The sequence below is a fragment of the Sorangium sp. So ce327 genome (genome assembly GCF_051530205.1).
Taxonomy (GTDB): domain Bacteria; phylum Myxococcota_A; class Polyangia; order Polyangiales; family Polyangiaceae; genus Sorangium; species Sorangium cellulosum_B.
Genome location: NZ_CP150330.1, coordinates 3,435,485 through 3,449,208 on the forward strand (window position 1 = coordinate 3,435,485; position 13,724 = coordinate 3,449,208).

The 13,724-nt window shown below is 72.4% G+C and carries 14 protein-coding genes; 6 read left to right on the forward strand and 8 right to left on the reverse strand.

The window, feature by feature from the left end:
- Positions 1-148 precede the first annotated feature (148 nt).
- Positions 149-1,384, forward strand: a complete 1,236-nt coding sequence (locus WME95_RS13090) for a DUF1588 domain-containing protein (protein ID WP_437908718.1) — start codon at positions 149-151, stop codon at positions 1,382-1,384.
- A 90-nt stretch (positions 1,385-1,474) separates the two neighbouring features.
- On the opposite strand, the gene rarD is transcribed toward WME95_RS13090, so the two are convergent.
- Positions 1,475-2,401: an EamA family transporter RarD gene (gene rarD / locus WME95_RS13095; protein WP_437908719.1), complete on the reverse strand. Its 927-nt coding sequence runs from the start codon at positions 2,399-2,401 to the stop codon at positions 1,475-1,477.
- Positions 2,402-2,736: 335 nt separating this feature from the next.
- On the opposite strand from rarD, the gene WME95_RS13100 reads away from it, so the two are divergent.
- Positions 2,737-3,084, forward strand: coding sequence for a hypothetical protein (locus WME95_RS13100; protein ID WP_437908720.1), 348 nt, complete (start codon positions 2,737-2,739; stop codon positions 3,082-3,084).
- A gap of 89 nt (positions 3,085-3,173) precedes the next feature.
- Here WME95_RS13100 and WME95_RS13105 read toward each other — a convergent pair whose 3' ends face one another.
- A complete protein-coding gene (locus WME95_RS13105) occupies positions 3,174-3,545 on the reverse strand; it encodes a thioredoxin family protein (protein ID WP_437552145.1) in 372 nt (123 codons plus the stop codon).
- Between the two features lie 100 nt (positions 3,546-3,645).
- Between WME95_RS13105 and WME95_RS13110 the strand changes: the two genes are divergently transcribed.
- From WME95_RS13110 to WME95_RS13120, 3 genes are all read left to right on the forward strand, one after another.
- Positions 3,646-4,182 carry an RNA polymerase sigma factor gene (locus WME95_RS13110; protein ID WP_437908721.1) on the forward strand — a complete coding sequence of 179 codons (537 nt, stop codon included), beginning with the start codon at positions 3,646-3,648 and terminating at the stop codon, positions 4,180-4,182.
- Between the two features lie 86 nt (positions 4,183-4,268).
- Positions 4,269-5,096, forward strand: coding sequence for an N-formylglutamate amidohydrolase (locus tag WME95_RS13115; protein ID WP_437908722.1), 828 nt, complete (start codon positions 4,269-4,271; stop codon positions 5,094-5,096).
- A 252-nt stretch (positions 5,097-5,348) separates the two neighbouring features.
- Entirely contained in the window at positions 5,349-5,753 is a 405-nt protein-coding gene (locus WME95_RS13120; RefSeq protein WP_437552147.1) for a hypothetical protein, read from the forward strand.
- A gap of 18 nt (positions 5,754-5,771) precedes the next feature.
- Here WME95_RS13120 and WME95_RS13125 read toward each other — a convergent pair whose 3' ends face one another.
- The 3 genes from WME95_RS13125 to WME95_RS13135 all read right to left on the reverse strand — a co-directional run bounded on the left by WME95_RS13125 (position 5,772) and on the right by WME95_RS13135 (position 9,681).
- On the reverse strand, positions 5,772-6,755 hold the full coding sequence (locus WME95_RS13125) for an STAS domain-containing protein (RefSeq protein WP_437552148.1): 984 nt from the start codon (positions 6,753-6,755) through the stop codon (positions 5,772-5,774).
- Between the two features lie 6 nt (positions 6,756-6,761).
- The gene (locus tag WME95_RS13130; RefSeq protein WP_437908723.1) at positions 6,762-7,949 is read right to left on the reverse strand and encodes an FIST signal transduction protein; all 1,188 of its coding nucleotides are present in this window, start codon (positions 7,947-7,949) and stop codon (positions 6,762-6,764) included.
- A gap of 172 nt (positions 7,950-8,121) precedes the next feature.
- Positions 8,122-9,681: an SLC13 family permease gene (locus WME95_RS13135; protein ID WP_437908724.1), complete on the reverse strand. Its 1,560-nt coding sequence runs from the start codon at positions 9,679-9,681 to the stop codon at positions 8,122-8,124.
- Between the two features lie 134 nt (positions 9,682-9,815).
- Between WME95_RS13135 and arfB the strand changes: the two genes are divergently transcribed.
- The gene (gene arfB / locus WME95_RS13140; RefSeq protein ID WP_437552151.1) at positions 9,816-10,247 is read left to right on the forward strand and encodes an alternative ribosome rescue aminoacyl-tRNA hydrolase ArfB; all 432 of its coding nucleotides are present in this window, start codon (positions 9,816-9,818) and stop codon (positions 10,245-10,247) included.
- 60 nt (positions 10,248-10,307) lie between these two features.
- On the opposite strand, the gene WME95_RS13145 is transcribed toward arfB, so the two are convergent.
- The 3 genes from WME95_RS13145 to WME95_RS13155 form a co-directional block, all read right to left on the reverse strand.
- Positions 10,308-11,264 (reverse strand): Uma2 family endonuclease, encoded by a 957-nt coding sequence (locus WME95_RS13145; RefSeq protein ID WP_437908725.1) that lies wholly within the window; start codon positions 11,262-11,264, stop codon positions 10,308-10,310.
- Between the two features lie 78 nt (positions 11,265-11,342).
- Positions 11,343-11,888 carry an NUDIX hydrolase gene (locus WME95_RS13150; protein WP_437717309.1) on the reverse strand — a complete coding sequence of 182 codons (546 nt, stop codon included), beginning with the start codon at positions 11,886-11,888 and terminating at the stop codon, positions 11,343-11,345.
- A 176-nt stretch (positions 11,889-12,064) separates the two neighbouring features.
- Positions 12,065-13,552: a D-arabinono-1,4-lactone oxidase gene (locus WME95_RS13155; protein ID WP_437908726.1), complete on the reverse strand. Its 1,488-nt coding sequence runs from the start codon at positions 13,550-13,552 to the stop codon at positions 12,065-12,067.
- Positions 13,553-13,724 lie beyond the last annotated feature (172 nt).

Consider the following 13,724-nt stretch of genomic DNA (forward strand, 5'->3'; position numbering starts at 1 on the left):
GCGCAGAAGCTCGGAGCGCGCAGCGCGCGCACGCGGCGGGATGCCACGCGGAGCGCGGGCGAGCCGAGAGGCGAGATGTCAGGCACAGATCGTCCTCGTCCCTCAAAGGCCACCCGAGGTAGGTGGGGTATCAACGGAGTTGACTTCCTTGAACAACCACAAGCTTCATGGCGGGAATTTTACAGGTCCTGGTCCGAGGGCCGTGGTCGCGCTGCTGGTCGCCCTCTCGACGGGCGCTCTGGTCGCGTGTGGCTCGGCCCCGGTCGACGGTGTGCCGGCGAACCGTGCGCCGGTCGACGGCGGGTCGGGCGGCGGCGGGGACACCACCCCTCCCGAGATCCCGCCGGCTGCGCCGGGCGTCATCGCGCAGCGCCTGACCAGGCTCCTCTGGAGGGACGAGGCGCTGGCCGGCGAGATCAGCGCGCGGCTGCGCGCCCCGGTGCAGGCGCGCGCCGTCCAGGAGCTGGCGCGCGAGATGCTCCAGGATCCGCGCGCAAGGAGCGGCGTCGGGCGCTTCTTCGGCTGGTGGCTGCGCTCGAAGCTGCTCCTGGGCTTCACCCCCGAAGGCGAGCCTGTCGACGATCCGCTGCTCGCGTCGATGCGCAAGGAGGTCGAGGCCTACGGGAGCGCGGTCGTCCTCGACGAGGACGGCACCCTGGATACACTGATGTTCGCCCCGTACACCTTCGTCGACGCGCGCCTCGCGGAGCACTACGGGATGAGCGGCGTCGAGGGCGAGGAGCCCACGCGCGTGCCGTACGGCTCCCCGAACCGGATGGGGCTCTTCACCAGCGCCTCGGTGATGCGGACGTTCAGCAGCGCTTACCCGGTCACCTGGCCCGTGAGGCGAGGCTGGCTCGTCCGCTCCGCGCTTCTCTGCACGGCGCTCCCCGACATGTCGCCGCCCGAGGAGCCCGCGCTGGGGCGCTCGATCCGCCGGCAGATGATCGAGCTGACCGCTCCGGCGTCGTGCGCCACGTGCCACGGCGAGCTGAACCCGCCGGGGTTCGCCTTTCTCCGGTTCGACAGCATGGGCCGCGAGCTCGCGGACGACGGCGGCGAGCCGTTCGACACCTCCGGATGGATCACCGGCGTGCCCGGCGAGCCGAGGTACGGAGATGTCCGCGAGCTGCTCGAGATCTTGAAGGAGCTCCCGGAGGTCCACAGGTGCATCGCGAGTCTCCTGATGCACTACGCGACCGATCCTCTCTCTCACCCCAACGCGGTTGTCCCGGAGGCGCTGGCGCCGCGCGTCGCCTCGCTGGCAGCGGCCTTCGGCCGGTCGGGGCGCAACCTGCGCGAGCTGCTCCTCTCGGTGGTGGGGACCCCCGAGTTTCTCGGCGAGCAGGAGCTCACGTGGGGACCTCCGGACGAGCAGCCGTGAGCGCCCCCGGGCGGTCGTGGACGCGACCGCTCTCCTGGCGCCCTTGGCCTCTCGGCGGCTCTGATCCCTCCTGCCTCGCCTCCGGTGCGCTCAGGACGCGCTCGCCCTTCCCGAGCGGCGCGCGCGGAGCACGGCGTCGGCGCTGAACACCGCGAGCCCCGTCCAGATGCAGGCGAAGCTCACGGCCTGGGCCGTGCTGAACGGCTCGTCGTAGACGAGCACGGCCAGCAGGAACTGGCCGCTCGGCGCGAGGTACTGGAGGAAGCCGACGGTGGTCAGCGACAGGCGGCGCGCCGCGTTCGTGAACCAGACGAGCGGCAGGGCCGTGATGATGCCCGTCGCGGCGAGCAGGAGGTGGGTCCGCAGATCGGCGCGGCCCGCGGCGCCGGCGCCATCGGCGTGGAGGGCGGCCAGGTAGGCCGCGCCGAGCGGGGCGATGAACGACGTCTCCAGGGTGGAGCCGGGGAGCGAGCCGACGGCGGCGACCTTCCGCAGCAGGCCGTACACCCCGAACGTGCTCGCCAGGCCCAGGGCGATCCAGGGGATCGAGCCGGCGCGCACCGCCAGGTACACGACGCCCGAGGCGGCGAGGCCGAGCGCGAGCCACTGGGCGGGCCGCAGCCGCTCGCGCAGGAAGAGCATGCCGAGGAGCACGCTGAGCAGCGGGTTGATGAAGTAGCCGAGGCTGGCGTCGAGCACGCGCCCCACCGCGACGGCGTAGATGAAGAGGACCCAGTTCGCCGACACGAGCGCGCCGGTCACCGCCATCGCCGCGACGACGCGCCGGTCGCGCAGGGCGGCGCCGAGCGCGCGGCCCTGCCCTGTGGCCAGCGTGAGCGCCACGAACGAGAGCAGGCTCCACACGGTGCGATGGGCCAGGAGCTCGACCGCGCCGACGTGCCGGAGCTGCTTCCAGAAGACGGGGACGACGCCCCAGGAGCTGTAGGCCGCGATCCCGTAGGCGACGCCCCACGCGGCCTCCTTTCGGCTGTCGCGAGCATCTTCGGGCGTGGGCATCGGGGTCGTGCTTCCTCGGCGGCGTCGCTCGACGCCGCCCGCCGCCCGGCGCCGCTGCTACGAGGCGCCGCTCGCGTTCGATCGGACGGCGAACATGGCGAACCTGCTCGGCCATTTCAAGCCCTGCCTGCGAGCGCCGGGCTCGCAGGCTCGCCGCGAGGCCGCATGGCATCCGCGTTGCTGGATGCGGGGCGCGGCGCTGAGTCCGCAGCGAGCACAGCGAGGTGGGTATGCGAAGTGTCTACGCTTCAGCAGGGCTATGTGCAGCGATGATGGTCGCGTGCACGGGAGAAACGACCGGCGAGACGCGGCCTGGAGGCGCACAGCCTGAAGACATGGGGTTCGTGACCGTCCAGTGGTCCATCGAGGACAAGACCGACGCCGCTCAGTGCAAGGCGCGCGGCGCGACCGCGGTCGAGCTGGTCCTCATCAACACGAAGAGCAACGAGGTCACGCGGCAGGTGGTCCCCTGCGAGCGGTTCGACGCGAGCGTGCAGCTCGTCGCCGACGACTATGTCGGGACGCTCTCGCTCGTCGACGACAACGGCAGGCCGGTCAGCGATCCGCAGGCGGTGGGACCGTTCGAGGTCTCCGGGGACGAGTCGACGACCCGCAAGATCAGCTTCCCCGCCGCCGAGCGGCAGCGAGGCACGCACCGGCAGCCCGAAAGGCCGCGGCGGTAGGCCACAGGCAGATCGCGCCACGCGCGCCCGAGCTCCTTCACGCACCGCTGGCGGCCGCCCGCCCGCGGAGGAGCGCTATCGAGCCGCCCTCACGACGGTGAGGGCGCTCGGTCCCTCCCCGCGCCGCCGGGGAGCCCGCCCCCTTCGATCAGCCGGAGGAGCTTGTCCTTCGTGGTCAGCCCCACGTGACGAGCCACCTCCTTGCCCCCGGCGAACGCGACGACGGTCGGAAAAGCGCGGATGCCGAGGCGGCGGGCGATGGCCGGGCACCGATCGCCGTCGACCGCCACCACCTTCAGGCGTCCTGCGCCTTCCTCCGCCAGCTTGTGCAGGATGGGCGCGAGCGCGCGGCACGGCGGGCACCACTGCGCGGTGAGCTCGACGAGGACGGGCACCCCGGCCTCCAGCACCTCGGCGTCGAAGCTCGCCTCATCGATCTCGCGGACAGGATTCGTGGACATGGCGTGAACCTCCATGCCCTGGCAGGTCTCGAGGGCGGCCTCCATTACAGCGCTCGCCCGTTGTAATGTGGTCGCGGCTCGAGACCTGACCTCCTGGACCATGGGCGCCATCAAGGACGCGGACGATCTCCTCAACCATGTGTCGCACCTTGTGCGCTCCGAGCGTTCGGCGCTCGCGGCGCTGGCGCGCGGGGAGGGGGTGACGCCGGAAGATGCGGTCGACTGCGTGCAGGAGGGCCTCTGCACGCTGCTCACGCTCGCGCAGCGGGGCGCCCTCCCGGAGGACGTCGGCGCGTGGGGGGGCGTGCTCGCCGGGACGGTGCGGAACGCCGCGCGCAACCGGCGCCGCCGTCACTTCCGCGCCCGGCCGCACGACGACGTGGACGCGCACCCGGAGGCCGCGGGGGACGTGCCGGCGACCGACGAGGCGATCGCGCGCGCCGAGGAGCACGTCCGCCTGCGCGCGTGCGTCGAGGAGCTCTGCGAGATCCAGAAGGCCGTCGTGACGCTGCGCATGCTCGAGGAGCAACCCGGAGAGGACGTGGCGCGCGCGCTGGGCATCTCGGCCGGCCACGTCGCGGTGCTCCTGCACCGGGCCAAGCTCGCGCTGCGCGCGTGCATGACGTCGCCGCACTGAGCGCGCCGCGCGTGCTGCCGCGCGCCCTCGCGAGTGCGCGCGCGGCGCGGGCGCGCCGGTGTCTGCTATGTCTTGGGCGAGACGTCATGAGCTCTTCTTCGTCCGCTTCGCCAGCCTTGCGCATCCTCGCGCCCGATGAGCCGCCCGCGTTCGAGGTGGTGAACCCCGAGGGCCGCTCCAGCGCGGTCCTGCTCTGCGACCACGCGTCCAACGCGGTTCCGAGGAGCCTCCCCGAGCTGGGCAGGCAGCACGAGGCGCTCCGCGAGCACACCGGCTGGGACATCGGCGCGGCCCGCCTCTCGCGCCGCCTGTCCGCGCTCCTCGACGCGCCGCTCGTGCTCTCCGGCTACTCGCGGCTCGTCATCGACTGCAACCGGCCGCTGGGCTCGCCGACGTCCATCCCCGAGATCAGCTGCGGCGTGCCCATCCCCGGCAACGCCATCGACGCCGCGGAGGCCCGCGCGCGGGCTGACGCGTGCTTCTGGCCCTACCACGGCGCGATCACCGCGCTCCTCGACGCGCGGCGGGACCGCCGGGAGCGCACGGCGATCCTCAGCGTGCACAGCTTCACGCCCGCGATGCCCGGCCAGGACCGGCCGTGGCACGCGGCTGTCCTCTACGGGCGCGACCGCAGGCTCGCCGCGCCGTTCCTCGAGGCGCTGCGGCGCGAGCCCGGGCTCTGCGTCGGCGACAACGAGCCCTACCGCGTGACCGAGGGCGGCGACTACGGGATCCCCACGCACGGCGAGGCCCGCGGCCTGCCCTGCGTGCTCCTCGAGATCCGCCAGGACGGCCTGCTGAGCGACGAGGGCGTGGAGGCCTGGGCCCAGCGCCTCGCGGCGAGCTACCGGGCCATCGAGGCGAGCGGCGTCGACCTGAACGCCCTCTCCCCGGACGCCTCCGCCGGTCGGTGACGTGGACGGGGCTCGGCGCCCGGTTGACACCTCCGAGGCACCTTGTCTCACGTGTGACGGCCTGACGCAGGCGAGCCTCCGCCGGGGGCGGCGGAGAGCGTCACGCCGGGACGGCGCACATCGCTGCGAACAGCCCGATTCCCATCGGTTTCCGGCAAAGGCTCGGGGCGGCACCGTTCGTGTATCGCCGGGCTCATGGCAGCGCTCGGCCCTCGCGCCGGCGCTCGTTCAACGGAGTCGATGGAGGTACCGATGAACCATGCAGTCAATCCGAGGTGGTGGGATGATCACAAGACGTCCGGCTGGGACCGCGTGAAGGAGGCGCTGCGCCGCGACTGGGAGCAGACCAAGGCGGACTTCACCAGCACCAAGGGGCAGGAGCTCAACCAGGACGTCGGCGATACGGTGAAGCAGGCGCTCGGCAAGCAGCCGATCCCGCCGCGCTACGCGCCGAACACCGACTGGGACCAGGTCGAGCCGGGGCTGCGCTACGGCTGGGGCGCGGCGGGCCATTACAGCGATCACACCGACTGGGACGATCGGGTCGAGAGCAAGCTCAAGGAGGAGTGGAACGACCTCAAGAGCGGGCGCACCTGGGACGAGGCGAAGAGCGCCGTGCGGCGCGGGTGGGATTCGGCGCGGCGCAAGGTCTCCTGAGCCGCGCCCTCGACCGGATCACCGCTTCGACGGCGGGAGCAGCTCCCTCAGCGCGTCGTGCAGGCGGCGGTACGTCACGACGTCGCCCCGCGCCACGCCCTCGCGCACGAGATCCCGGGCGACCTCCGGGCCGATGCCGGCGAGCACGCAGGTGCTGCCGAGCAGCCTCACCGCCGTCGCCACGCGCAGGAAGAGCGCGAGCGCGCTCGCCTCCATCCGGTCGAGCCCGGTGACATCGATGACCACGGCGCGCGCCCGCCTGGCCGTCACGGCGGAGAGGAGCCGCTCCATGAGGAGCGCGCACCGCTCCTCGTCGACGAAGCCGATCACGGGGACGCAGAGGATCCGGCTCCAGACCTCGATGATGGGCATGGACAGCGCCCGGATCGCGGCGCGCTGGTGCTCGATGAGCGTCAGCTTCTCGGTGATCTCCCGCTCGTACGCGAGGTCGCGCGCCCGCGCGAGCTCCTCCTCGGCGCGGGCGCGCGCGAGCGCCTGCGACGCCGCGGGCAGGAGGCGGCGCACGAGGCTGACGTGGCGCGCGTCGAAGAAGGCGCGGTCCGGATGGACAAGCACGAGCAGCGACCGCAGGGGGCCGGCGTGGAGCGGCGCGTGGAGCGCGGAGCCGTAGCGCGCGAGCACGGGCTCCGGCTGGCGCTGCCACTCGGCGAGCTGGCGGAGGTCGAAGCTGGCGACCGGCCGGCCCTCGAGCGCGCGCGAGAACGCGGGCCCGGCCTCCCATTCGGTCGCCGAGAGGCCCGGATCGGTCGCGACGAGGGCGCGGCCGTCCGCCCCCTCATCGAACGCGATCACGAGCCCGGCGGCGGCCCCGAGCCGCTGCGCGGTCGCCTCGACGACGCGCGCCAGCGTCTCCGTGAAGCTGCCCGGCTCCGTGAAGCGCAGGAGCACCTCCGCCAGCCCTTCGGCCTCCAGCCGGAGCGCTCGCTCCTCCTCATGCGCGCGCCGAAGCTCGGCGATCGTCTCGTGGGCAGCCTCGTCCATCAAATCTCAGTCTCCGAGCAGGACGACGCTGATGGAGAGGTTCGCGTGCTGGTTCTTGCCCCGGGTGAAGCACCCCTGCTCGCCGAAGGTGAACCTGCCGAGGAACGGCGTCTCCCCGAGCGACGCGGCCACCCCCTGGACGACGCGATCGAGCTCGCCGCGCACGGCGAGCATGCACCCCGCGCAGAAGATCACGAGCGCGCCCTGCGCGCGGAAGGAGGGCGGCGCGGCCCCCAGCGCGGCGTCGACAACGGAGCGGACCCGGCCGATCACGCTCTCGCGCGATCCCTGCATGAGCACGAGCTCGTCGCCCTCGTTGATGTTGGCGCCGAGCGTCATGGAGTTGTCCTGCTGCACGGTGTCCGGGTGGATGAGCAAGAACTGGGGGACCTTGCCGATCCAGCCCGAGGGCCGCCCGAGGGGGTGGAGCGCCGTGTGCTCCAGGATCGTCCCGCCGCCGAGCTGCGCGGAGATCAGGCCGCCGGTCCAGCGGTTGTAGACCTCGGCGGCCGGGAGCCCGTCGATCGCGGGCAGGCGCCTGCCCTCGGCGCGGGTCACGCGACAGCGGTGCTCGGTGGGGGCATAGCCGCTGCTGAACGCATAGGAGATCTCCCCGGACGGGTAGAGGGCGGTCAGCAGCACCGCGCCCTCGTGGGCCAGCCCGCGCTCCATCTGCGATTGCCTGCCGACGATGGAGTCCGCCGCGGTGGAGCCGCCGAACACGGGCACGTTGGGGCCCACGACGTCCTCGATGCCGAGCAGGACGTCCTCCTCCGCGCCGGTCTGCACGCTGAGCCAGAGCAGGGCCGGGAGCTCGCCGGAGCGCCCGGCGTCCTCGATCGCACGCGCCGCGGCGCGCGCGCCGGCGGCCCGCGGGGCGCCGCCGATCCGCTCGGCCGCGACGCCATAGGCGCCCTGCGCGTCGGCGACCCCGAGCAGGGCGAGGCCGGGGCCGGGGGCGCCATGAACGCCGGCAGCGGTCATGACCGACTGGCACGAGCTCGATCCGTGGACGCGAACCGACGGCGGCAGCGCCGCGGTGGCGCGCGCGAGCTCGTCGACGTCATAGGAGGCCGTGTAGCTCAGGAAGACGTGATCGGGCTCCGCGCCGAGGCCCGCGCGCAGCGCCGACATGGCCTCGGCGAACGCGGCGCTCGCCCCCGCAGCGGTCGACGACGACGTGGCGATCTTCATCCCCGCGGCCCTCCCGTGCCCGCGGTCCGTGCCGCCGGCGCCGGTGGGCTCCACAGGCCGTCTGTCGCGTTCATGACCTTCTCCTTCATCGGCGTTCTTTCCGCTTGCGAAGTATCCGGTGACTCGTTGCGCCGGCGCTTATACACAAAACCGCACCGCGCCGCCCCTGCGCTCAGCCGCCGATAAGGTGCCGCGCGTAGCCGTACACGTAGACCGTGATGATCGCGGCGGCAGCCACGTTGAGCAGGAAGCCTGTCCGGATCATCGCCGGGAGCCGCACGTACCCGCTGCCGAACACGATGGCGTTGGGCGGCGTGCCCGTCGGCAGCATGAAGTCGCAGGACGCGGCGATCGTGGCCGCGAACAGCACGCCGAGGTCCTGCGGGAGCACGTTGAGCGCCACGTTCACCGTGGCGGTGTTGGAGGCCAGCGCCGACAGGGCGATCGTGCCGGTGCTGGCGAGCCCGATCTGCGCGAGCAGCGGCGCCTCGGCGACGACCGCGAGCTCCGCGGCCATCCACGCCGAGAGCCCGCCGCCCTCGATGCCGGCCGCCATCGCGAAGCTGCCGCCGAGCAAGGCGAGCGTGCCCCAGGGCATCCTGCGCAGGGAGGCGAGCGAGAGGGCGCGCAAGGCGAGCAGGCCGAGCGCCGCCAGGACGGCCACGGTCGCCTCGTAGTGCTTGCCCTGCACCTTGAAGCCGGCCGCGGCGCCCGAGCCCAGCGCGGCGCCAAGGCCCTCGAGCGCGGCCTGGACGCGCGGCGCGAGCGCGGCGCGCAGCGGATCGCCAAGGATCCAGAGCGCGCTCGCCGCCGCGAAGACGGCGGCGACCGTCTTCTCGCCGCGGCTCATCGGGCCCATGGCCGCGAGCTCGCGGTCGAGCGCGTCGCGCGCACGGCCGGGGCCGAGCCCGTCCCGCTTGCCGACGCGCCACAGGGCGAGCCAGAGCAGCGGGACGAAGAGGACAACGAACGGCAGGGCGATCGCCATGTACTGCAGAAAACCGAGATCGTGGCCCAGCTTGTCAGCGAGGAAGCCGCAGAAGATGGAGTTCGTCCCGGTGCCGATCTTCGTGCCGATCCCGCCGACGTTGGAGGCGTAGGCCACCGCCAGCATGATCGCCGTCCCGTAGTGCGTGAGCCTGCGCCCCCCGGCGGCCGACTCCAGCTGCGCGAGCAGGGCGAGCCCGATGGGGACCATCATCACGGCGGTCGCGGTGTTGGAGATCCAGAGCGAGATGGAGCTCGTCGCGACCAGCATGCCGAGCAGGAGGCGCTTCGGGTCCGTGCCGACGGCCCGCATGATGTGGAGCGCCACCCGGCGGTGAAGGCTCCACTGCTCCATGGCGGCCCCGATCGCCATGCCGCCGAGGAAGAGGAAGATGTACGCGTCGACGAACGGCGCGGCGGCGCGGGCCGCGTCGCCCGCGAGCCCGCGGCCGAAGACGCCGAGCAACGGGAAGAGAACGAGCGGCAAGCAGGCGGTGAGCGCGACGGGGAGCACCTCGAAGAGCCACCACAGCGCCATCCACGCCGCGACCGCGGCCGCGTATGCGGGGCGGTGGCCGTAACCAGGGACGGCGTGGAGCCCGCTCGGGATGAGCGCGATCGCGAGGGCGGCGGCCGGACCGGAGGCGACGCCGAGGCAGCGAAGCAGGCGGAGCCGCGCAGGAGGGGGGTGGCCTCGGTGAGGGGCGCCCGGCGGCGCGGCGGCGTGATCAGGGGGGCCCTGCATGGCGACTCTATCGCACACGCGCTCCTCGCCGGCAGGCCGCGCCCTGCGCGCGGCGCGGCGGGCGCGGCGCGCGCGTGCTAGGCGTCAGCCGCTCCGCACGGCGCTCGCGCCGCCCGCAGGGCAGGAGAGCCGCCGTGTCCGATCCCCTCGTCGTCAACGATGCGCTGACCGCCCCGGCCGCGCTCCTCAGCTGGAGCGCCGTTCGCGCGTCGGGGCCCGGCGGTCAGAACGTCAACAAGGTCGCCTCCAAGGTGGAGCTGCGCTTCGACTTCGGCGCGTGGCCGGAGCTCGCCGACGACGCCAAGGCGAGGCTGCGCGTGCTGGCGCGCGGTCGGCTCGACGCCGAGGGGCGGCTGTTCATCGTGAGCCAGCTGACGCGCGACCAGCTGCGCAACCTGGACGACGCGCGCGAGAAGCTGCGCGCGCTGATCCTGCGCGCGCTCGAGGTGCCGGTGCAGCGAAGGCCGACGCGGCCTACGCGTGCGTCGAAGGCGCGGCGGCTCGACGAGAAGCGGCGCACGGGCGAGAAGAAGCACGTGCGCCGCAGCGGGGGCGATCACGAGTAATGGGGCGCGCGCGGGGGGGGGAGGGCGTCCAGCGCGCGCCCGCGCCGCGGCGGCCCTCGCTCAGCGCTTGCGCCGGGAGCCGGCGACGACCTCGGCGGCGGTCGTCGCGGTCGCCGCGCGCTTGATCCATCGCCGTAGCTTGCCCAGATCCTCGCAGCCGGCGATCGCACGGGCCACCTCGGCCGGCGTGGCGACCCCGCGCGACTCCAGCACCGTGAGGATGGCCTCCTGCGCCATCCTGACCTCGCCGCGCGCCTCGCCGCGCGCTTCACCACGCGCCTCGCCACGCGCCTCGCCGCGCGCTTCACCGCGGGCCTCGCCGCGGGCCTCGCCGCGCGCTTCACCGCGGGCCTCGCCGCGCGCCTCGCCCTCCGCGAGCGCCGCCTCGAGCGCGGGCACGCGCTTGTCGAGCAGCGCGCGTGCCACGGCGTCGTCCGAGGACGTGGCCTCGAGGAGCGCCTGGATCGGCAGCGGGCGCACGAGGCAGGGATCCTCGATGACCGCATCCTTGGGCAGCGGGCGCCAGCCGTCGGTCTCGCGCGACCACTCCATCACCCGGCGCTGCTTCACCAGGATGCAGAACACCCGCCGCACGCCGCGGGCGATCAGCAGGCGCGCCTTGGTGGTCGGAACGGCGAGGGCCTGCTTGTCGCTGACCTCGAACGCCAGCTCCTCCAGCCGCCGCCGGCCCGCGCGGTCGGGCTTCTGCGCGAAGACGCTGGCGTCGGCCGCGTAGTCGCTGCCGAGGTCGGTCCGGGTCAGCATGTCCACGGCGCCCCGGTAGCCCTCGGCGACGTGGGCGCCGAGGACGTAGGTCAGATCGAAATGCTGCGTCGCGTGCGGCGGATCGGCCGGGGCGGCGTAGACCTCGACGCCGTGGAGGTACTCCACCCGCGTCTCGGGCGGCGCCAGCCGGTCGTCCACGTGCGGGCGCGCCCTGCCGGCCGGAGGCGCGTGGACCGTACGACCGGAGGCGCCGGCACCGGGAGCGAGGAGGACGTGATCGTGCCTGCGCATGAGCTCCATCCTAGCGCACCCAGCGACCGGCGGGCATCGCGGCGCCGGCGTCCGCGCGCCTCCACCGCGTGGCGAGGCTCAGGCGCTCGCTCTCAGACAGCCCAGCTCGTAAAGCCCCATCCACCCGACCTCGGGGTCGGTGCAGGCGCCCTCCCTGAGCTGCTCCACGAAGTCCTCGATCGGCTTCTCTACCACGTCGATGAACTCCGTCTCATCCAGCGCTTGCGCCCTGTCGCGCGCGCAGTCCACCGCCAGGAACGCGTGACGTTCGATGGTCGAGTAAGCGCACTCCAGCGGGCGGCCGAGCGGCACGAGCCGCCCGGCGACATACCCCGTCTCCTCGAGGAGCTCGCGCGCCGCCGCCGCCTCCGGGGCCTCGCCTGGCTCGACGCCGCCGCCCGGGAGCTCGTCGAGGATCCGATCGGGCCCCGGCCTGTACTGGCGCGCCAGGATCACCCTCTTCTCGCGCGAGATGGCGAGGACGCAGACGACTCGCCCCTCTTTCTTGAGCGAGAACGTGCGGACCTGCCCGTCCGGGAGCTCGAAGGTGACGTCCTCGATCCTCCGCCACGGCGAGTGCTGGACCACGCGCCGCTCCAACGCCTTCCACCGTACGACCGTCATGATCAACCACCTTGGAGCCGCGACCGCTCCGGCGCCGCCACGCGGAGGGGCGAGGCGCACGGACGGCCGCGCGGCGAGCACGGCTACCAGGCGCGACAGCCGACATCAAGAGGGCGCATCGGAGGGCGCTCATCGCGCGAGCCCGTCCGGGCTTCTGCCGCTCTCGCCGCCCTCGCTCAGGCGGGGGCCGGCCGGGCGCTCATGGGAACGGCCTCCCTCGCGACGGCGAAGTGCCGCCGGATGAAGTCGTTCGCGAACATGCCGATCGGGTCGAGCTCCCTCCGGACATCGGCGAAGTCGACGTACCGAGGATATGCCTTCTCCGCGTACTCTCGATTCGTGAAATTGATCTTCCCCCAGTGCGGCCGGCCTTGATGGCGCTCGATCATGAAGGTCTCGATCTCGGCGAAGATGGCCTTCCAATCTTCCGCCTCGGAAGGGAAGTGCGCGAAGGTCAGGAACACCGTGTCGCGACCGTGGGCGGGGCTCATCCACGCCGTCTCCCTGGTGACCGTCCGCGCCAGGATGTACCCGTTGATCTTGAACGTCCTCCGCTCCATGAGCTCGAACAGCGAGGTGACCGCCGGTCCCAGGCCCTCGATCGGGATCGCGATCTCGGACTCGATGTGGCCAGCGACGACCTTGAAGCGAGGATCGTGCGCGAAGAGCAGGAGATCGTACGATTTTCCGACCTGGTAGGAGCTCGTGCTCACCGCGGCCAGCGCCGCCCTCAGAAAGCGCGGCTTCAGGTCGATCGGGACCCGCCGCGCGGCGTTCATCAAGACGCTCAACGTGAGCCTGTCGCCCACGGCGAGGAGCGGGTTGCGCAGCCTGTCCCAGAGGGACGGCGCTGACAGCTCCTCCCTCTTCGCGGCGTAGATGTGCTGCCTGCCGTACGGAAAGAAGAACACCTTGTTCATCGCGTACGGGTCGGAGAGCGAGAGAAAGTGGGCGGCGTTCGCGATCGCCGCCTCGGTCTCGAAGACCTTCTGGTGCTTCAGCACGTTGAACGACTCGCGGACCGCGAGCGTCGCCTCGACGACGATCCCGAGGCAGCCAAGGTTGGTCCTGACCGCATCGAGGTACTGTGCGTTGCGCGCGCTGGATATCTCGATGACCTTGCCAGACGACAGCAAGAGCTTCGCGGAGAGCACGGCGCTGGAGAACGAGCCGGTGCTTCCGGAGCCGTGGGTCGCGGTCGCGATGACACCTCCGACGTGCTGCGCGTCGACCTCTCCCAGGTTGACGAGCGCGAGGCCGGCGGCGTCGAGGTGATCGATGAGGTCCGCGACGCGCATCCCTGCCTGGACGGTGACGGTCCTGTTCTTCCGATCGAGCCCGATGAGCTCGTTGATGCGCGCGAGGCTGACCATCCATTCGTCCGTGCACACGATGTCGGACCAGGAATGTCCGGCGCCGACGATCCGGATCTTCTTGGACCTCGCCCTCGCGCTGTCGACGATCGCCACGAGCTCGTCGATCGACCCGGGCTCATGGAAGCTCTCGGGTTTGCATTGATGGTTGGCTCCCCAGTTTCGCCACGTTCCATCCGGACGAAGCGCATTGGACGTGGCGAAGAACCTCCTGATGCCCTGTGTGATCGCGCTCGGAAGCTGGACGTTCCCGAGACGTTTCCGGTTTGCTTCCACGAATCTCAGCTGCATGAGACCTCCGCGAGACGCCCTCGGGCTCACACACCCGCAAATAGTTGAGCGGCGAGTGGCCGGCCAGCGAGAACCTCGGGCACAGCGGGAGATCGAGATGAGCTATGTCCCGGACGCTGTTCGCGCAGCGCATGGCAGGTGGATCGGAGCCGGGCGCCCGCGGCGTCGAGCC